Annotated in this window: 4 protein-coding genes; 2 read left to right on the forward strand and 2 right to left on the reverse strand. The window is 72.1% G+C overall.

Features of this window, described 5'->3' with window-relative positions:
- Positions 1–67: 67 nt before the first annotated feature.
- Positions 68–1,612 (reverse strand): extracellular catalytic domain type 1 short-chain-length polyhydroxyalkanoate depolymerase, encoded by a 1,545-nt coding sequence (locus tag IE185_RS15835; protein WP_373303728.1) that lies wholly within the window; start codon positions 1,610–1,612, stop codon positions 68–70.
- 433 nt (positions 1,613–2,045) lie between these two features.
- Between IE185_RS15835 and IE185_RS15840 the strand changes: the two genes are divergently transcribed.
- The gene (locus tag IE185_RS15840) at positions 2,046–2,492 is read left to right on the forward strand and encodes a subtilase-type protease inhibitor (RefSeq protein ID WP_138896562.1); all 447 of its coding nucleotides are present in this window, start codon (positions 2,046–2,048) and stop codon (positions 2,490–2,492) included.
- A 91-nt stretch (positions 2,493–2,583) separates the two neighbouring features.
- Here IE185_RS15840 and IE185_RS15845 read toward each other — a convergent pair whose 3' ends face one another.
- Positions 2,584–3,336, reverse strand: coding sequence for a transglutaminase domain-containing protein (locus tag IE185_RS15845; RefSeq protein ID WP_138896563.1), 753 nt, complete (start codon positions 3,334–3,336; stop codon positions 2,584–2,586).
- Positions 3,337–3,644: 308 nt separating this feature from the next.
- On the opposite strand from IE185_RS15845, the gene IE185_RS15850 reads away from it, so the two are divergent.
- A partial coding sequence (locus IE185_RS15850; protein ID WP_373303729.1) for a PQQ-dependent sugar dehydrogenase occupies positions 3,645–6,297 on the forward strand: 2,653 nt, incomplete at its 3' end.

The following is a 6,297-nucleotide window of genomic DNA, read 5'->3' on the forward strand; positions in this document are numbered from 1 at the left end:
TGCCGGTGTGGCGCGGCGCGGTCTGTCGACTGCGCCGCGCCGCGTCATGTGCGGGCTTCCGGCCCTGTCACTCCCATTCCACCGTGAGCGTGGCCGCTGCCCCCGACTTCACGAACACGTACGCCGTGGCGGCGGGGGCGGAGGCCAGGCGCAGGCGCACCTGGGTCGTCCCCGTGGCGTTCACCGCCGTGAAGTCGCCCGACGTGGCGGCGCCGGACGTGAACCGGCCGATCTCCGCCACCCCGGACGCCGAGGCGGGGGCGCTCCAGTCGTCGGCCCCCGTCGCGCAGCCGGCGCCGAAGCAGCCGGAACCGACGTCCACGAGCATGCGGTTTCCGGCCGCCCAGGGGTCGCCGCTGCCGGAGGCGTGCGTCACGGTCACGAAGGCGCGGCGCACGGTGGCCCCGTCCGGGACCGACGAGGTGTCGAACGAGAGCAGGGCGCGGTTGTGCAGCCCGTCCGCGCCCCTGCCGACCGCCACGCCGTAGCTGGACTCCAGCGTCCCGACGGCGGCTCCGCCGCCGGTCGCCGAGGCCTTCACGTATCCGTCGTCCGCCGCCCGGCTCGGCAGCACGACGCTCTTGGTGCCGCCTCCGGGGGTCCCGGCGCCGTCGAGACCCCAGAACCGGCCGATGCGGTACGACGCGCACAGGTTCACGTCGAGGATGTACGCGCCGGCGGTACCGCACTGCTCGGCGCCGGAGCCGGGGTCGACGGGCTGGCCGTGGCCCATGCCGGTGATGGAGTACGTCTCGACGACGGGGCGTCCGGCGCTGTCGTGGTACACGGCGTGCGGGTAGCCGGCCACGGTGTCGGTGGCGTCGGGCGTGGTGTCCGTGCCGTGGACGCCGGTCCACTGCTCGACCGTCTCCCTCATGTTGGCGGGGACGACGGTCGAGTCGCTCGTGCCCTGCCAGACGGAGACGGTGGGCCACGGGCCCGTGTAACCGGGGTGGGCGGCGCGGACCTTGTCGCCCCAGGCCGAGGGCGAGAGGTCGGTCCCCGGGCTCATGCAGGTGTACGCGGCCGCGACGGAGGTCGCGCAGGCGTACGGGAGGCCGGCGACCGGCGCTCCGGAGGCGAAGACGTCGGGGTACGCGGCGAGCACGACGTTGGTCATGGCGGCGCCGGCGGACAGCCCGGTGGCGTGGACACGGGCGGGGTCGCTGCCGAGGTCCGACCTCATCCGGTCGGTCATCTGCTTGATGGACAGCGCCTCGCCGGAGCCGCGCCGGATGTCGGCCGGCTCGAACCAGTTGAAGCAGGAGTTGAGGTTGTTGGCCGACTGCTGCTGCGGCAGCAGGAGGGCGAAGCCCCACCGGTCGGCCCAGGCCGTCCAGCCGGTCTCCGCGTCGAAGGCGGCGGCCGACTGCGTACAGCCGTGCATCGCCACGACGAGGGGACGCCCGGCCGGCAGCCCGTCCGGAACGTACCGGAACATGCGCAGCGCGCCGGGGTTCGTGCCGAAGCCGGTGACCTCGGTGAGCGAGGCGGCCCGGGCGGTGGGCGCGAAGGCGGTCCAGCCGGTGCCGAGCAGCGTGGCGAGCAGCGCCAGGAGCACGGCGACGGCAGGGAGTCTCTTCGTCGATGGGGGTGGCGGGTTCGTATACACGGCGGCTCCTTCAGCGGGTCTCCCCCGTCCGGGAGTCGGACTGTAGGGCCGTCGGCAGGCCGCGCAGGACGGGGCCGCGCCACCGTCACCAGCGGCGCGGGGTGTGGTCCGCACACGTTGTCGTCTGCCACGGAGCAGCCCCCGGAAGCGATGGTTTCCGGTCGAAGGGGCGTAGGTGACGAGTGAACCAGTTCAGAGAAAGCGCAGCTCAGGCGTTTGTTCTGCGTTATACCACCGGCGAATGTCCACATGATGGACACCCCTCCGGGTGACATGCCCACCACCTCCGAGCTGCCCGAACGACCATTCGGTCATGCCACTCGCCCCGCTTGCGGCCGGAATGAGCTGATCAGTGTGCGCTCACTGTCCGCATCAGCAACACTCCTCACCGCAACACCTCCGCAACTCATTCGCAATCAAAGGAGTTTCTTTCATGCGTCGCATCCGGAACACGCTCGGCGCCGTCGGCGCGGCCACGGCCCTCGCCCTCACGGGCGCCGCCACCGCGACCCCCGCGCACGCGGAGCCGGCCGGTACGACCAGCCTCTACGCTCCGTCCGCCATAGTGCTCACCGTGGGCACGGGCGAGGAAGCGGGCACGGCGACCGTCGCGCGAGCCGTGACGCTCAGCTGTGCGCCCACGTCCAACGGCACCCACCCCTCACCCGAGGCCGCCTGCGCCGAACTGCGGGCAGCCGGCGGTGAGTTCTCCGGCCTCGTCGACACGTCACCGCAGCGGATCTGTACCCGCGAGTGGGACCCGGTCGTGATCACCGCCCAGGGCGTGTGGCAGGGCAAGCCGGTCTCCTGGTCGACCACCTTCGGCAACACGTGCCTGATGGAGGCGGGTCTGGCCGAGGGGGCGCTGTTCGCCTTCTGACCGTACGGTCCACACGCGAGGGGGCGCCTCGGCCGGTGAGGGGAAACCGGCCGGGGCGGCATGATGTGCGGACCCGGAGGCCCGCCGGCCGTCAGGCCGCGGAGCGGCGGCCCAGCACCATGCCCCCGGCGATCCTGGCGGGCGGGCACAGGGTCTGGCCGTGGGCCGCGAAGAGTTCGTCCCGCGAGGAGAACCGCCCGAGGTCCCGGCGCACCACCGCCGACAGGTCGAAGGACGAGCAGCCGTCCGCTCCGCAGGTCGAGCCGTCCCAGTCCACGGCGGTGGAGGCCAGGGCCTCGAAGAGCGTCTGCGACCCGGTGTTCGTGAAGCCCGCCGGATTGGCCCGGCCGAGGGCGCCGAGGGGCGCGTAGAGCTCGGACACACCGACCCACTCCCGCCCGAGCCGGAACTCCGGCCAGGCCAGCACGACCGTGTCCGGCACCAGGCGGCGCAGCCGGGGAAAGCGCGGATACCAGAACGAGCCGTCGATCAGCAGGCCGCGTACGCGGGTGGGGATTCCCGCCGCGCGCGCGACCGCTTCCAGCACCGCGAGGCGCTGGCTGCACGACCCTCGGCGGCGCGCCAGCGTCCGGGAGGCGGACTGCGCGTCGTCGAGGGCGTAGACCGCGTGCACCCGGTCGCTGATCAGGCGGTGCGCGGCGAGCAGCAGCGGGTGATCACCGGCCTGTGAAGCGGTGGACCGGGCGTCGGCGAGCAGTCGCTGAACGCGCTCGTGACGCCAGTCGAGGATCGCGGTCGGGGCCACGGACCCGGTCGCTCCGCCGGCCGTAGCCGCGGCGGGCCGCCGGTGTCGCCACCACGGGGTCAGCATCATGCTCGTCATGGCCGGATCGTACGGTCCCCCGTCCCGGCCCCGGTCACCGGGCTCCGCACGGCCCGCTCCCGGGAGACCAGCCGCTTTGTCCTCACCGGGGAAGAAGTTGCGAATGCGGCTGCGAAAGGGGTTACGCGCGGGGACAAGGGCCGCTAACTTCCTTGCAACGAACCGGACATGGAGACGTGTCCGGCGCACCCTCCGGCGCGACGGCGCGCGCCTGGCTCCCCCCGGCGGGACTCATTTCCCGGTCCGCCGGGCACCCCCACCCCCTTTGGGAGACTTCTGTGCGCAAAAAACCGTTCAGACTCCGCCATATCCCCGCATTCCTGCTCACCGCGTTGCTCACCGCCGGTTTCCTCGCCCCCGCCGGACCCGCCTCCGCCACCTCCCGGGACACGGACCGGGGAACGGTGACGGCGGCCGCAGCCGAGGAGTTCCAGCAGGTCACCCTGGCCAAAGGCGTCGCCGAGACCGGTGAGCCCATGACGATGGCGGTCCTCCCCGACCGCTCGGTGCTGCACACCTCGCGCGACGGAACGCTGCGGCTGACGCACGTGGCCGGCACGACGAAGGTCGCCGGCAAGGTCGAGGTCTACAGCCACGACGAGGAGGGCCTGCAGGGCGTCGGCGTGGATCCCGGGTTCACCTCCAACCGCTTCGTATACCTCTACTACGCCCCCAAGCTCAGCACGCCCGGCGGCGACGCCCCCGGCGACGGCACGGCGGCGGACTTCGCCCCCTTCGACGGCGTGAACCGCCTCTCCCGGTTCTCCCTCGCCGCCGACGGCACCCTGAACCTCACCAGCGAGAAGAAGATCCTCGACGTACCGGCCTCGCGCGGAATCTGCTGCCACGTGGGCGGCGACATCGACTTCGACGCGCAGGGCAACCTGTACCTGACCACCGGGGACGACTCGAACCCCTTCGCCTCCGACGGCTACACGCCCATCGACGAGCGCGCGTCCCGCAATCCGGCGTACGACGCCCAGCGTTCGGCCGGAAACACCAACGACCTGCGCGGCAAGGTGCTGCGCATCAAGGTGAACGCGGACGGCTCGTACTCCACACCGGCGGGCAACCTCTTCGCCCCGGGCACGGCGAAGACCCGCCCCGAGATCTACGCCATGGGCTTTCGCAACCCGTTCCGGATGAGCGTCGACAAGGCAACCGGAACGGTCTACGTCGGCGACTACGGGCCCGACGCGGGCACGGCGAGCGCGGCCCGGGGCCCCGCGGGCCAGGTCGAGTTCAACCGCGTCACCAAGGCCGGCAACTACGGCTGGCCGTACTGCACCGGCAAGAACGACGCGTACACCGACTACGACTTCGCCACCGGAACCTCCGGCGCGAAGTTCGACTGCGCCGCGCCGAAGAACACCTCGCCCCGCAACACCGGCCTCACCGACCTGCCCCCGGCCCAGCCCGCCTGGATCCCGTACGACGGCGGCTCGGTGCCCGAGTTCGGCAGCGGCTCCGAGTCCCCCATGGGCGGACCGGTCTACCGGTACGACGCCTCCTCCACCTCGGCCGTGAAGTTCCCGCAGAGTTACGACGGGAACTTCTTCGCCGGCGAGTTCGGCCGCAAGTGGATCAAGCGGATCGCGCAGGGAGCCGATGGCACGGTCCAGTCCATCAACGCCTTCCCCTGGAACGGCACCCAGGTGATGGACATGGCCTTCGGCCCCGACGGCGCCCTGTACGTCCTGGACTACGGCACCGGCTACTTCAACGGCGACGCGAACTCCGCCCTGTACCGCATCGAGCACGTCACCGGCGGCCGCTCCCCCGTCGCCCAGGCCAAGGCAGACCGCACCTCCGGGAAGGCGCCGCTGGCGGTGGCGTTCTCCTCCGCGGGCAGCACCGACCCGGACGGGGACCCGCTCACGTACGCGTGGAAGTTCGGCGACGGCGGCACCTCGACCGCCGCGAACCCGTCCCACACGTACACGGCCAACGGCCAGTACACCGCCGAGCTCACCGTCTCCGACGGCACCGGCAGGAGCGCCACCGCGTCGGTGCGGATCACCGTCGGCAACACCGCGCCGACCGTGCGGCTGGAGCTTCCGGTGGACGGGCGCATCATCGACCCGGGCGCGGCCGTCCCGTACCGGGTGACCGTGACCGACCCGGAGGGCGCCTCCGTCGACTGCTCGAAGGTGAAGATCACCTTCATCGTCGGACACGACAGCCACGGCCACCCGCAGACCTCCGCGACCGGCTGCTCCGGAACCGTCCAGACCATCGCGGACGGCGAGCACGACCCCAACGCGAACATCTTCGGCGTGTGGGACGCGGAGTACACCGACAAGGGCGCCAACGGCCAGCCCGCCCTGACCACCCACGCCCAGCACATCAGCCAGCCCAGTCACCGGCAGGGCGAGCACTACGGCGACTCCTCGGGCGTCCAGGTCGTCAACCACACACCGGCCCACGGCGGCAGGACGGTCGGCTACATCGACAACGGCGACTGGATCTCTTTCAAGCCGTACGCCCTCGACGACGCCACCCGGTTCACCGCGCGGATCGCCTCGGCGGGCGCCGGCGGGACGATCGAGGTGCGGGCCGGCTCCCCCACGGGCACCGTGCTGGGCACCGCGACGGTCCCCGTGACGGGCGGCTGGGAGACGTACCAGGAGGTCAGCACCGCGCTGACCAACCGCCCGGCGGGCACGACCACGCTGTACCTGGCCTTCAAGGGCGGGGCCGGCGCGCTGTTCGACGTCGACGACTTCCGGTTCACCACCTCGGGCGCCGGTGAGCGCACGGGTCAGGTGAAGGGAGTGAACGCCAAGTGCCTGGATGTCGCGGGCGGCGCGTCCGCCGACGGTACGCAGGCCCAGCTGTGGACCTGCGGCAGCGGCGGCGGGCAGCAGTGGAGCGTGCCCGGCGACGGAACGCTGCGGGCGCTCGGCAAGTGCCTGGACGTGAGCGGCGGCGGGAGCGCCGACGGCACGAAGATCCAGCTGT

This window comes from Streptomyces chryseus (genome assembly GCF_014650755.1).
GTDB lineage: Bacteria > Actinomycetota > Actinomycetes > Streptomycetales > Streptomycetaceae > Streptomyces > Streptomyces chryseus.

Excerpts from the sequence above, each read along its gene's own strand:
- IE185_RS15845 (WP_138896563.1), bottom strand. The coding sequence starts at position 3,336 with ATGACGAGCATGATGCTGACCCCGTGGTGGCGACACCGGCGGCCCGCC.
- IE185_RS15840 (WP_138896562.1), top strand. The coding sequence starts at position 2,046 with ATGCGTCGCATCCGGAACACGCTCGGCGCCGTCGGCGCGGCCACGGCC.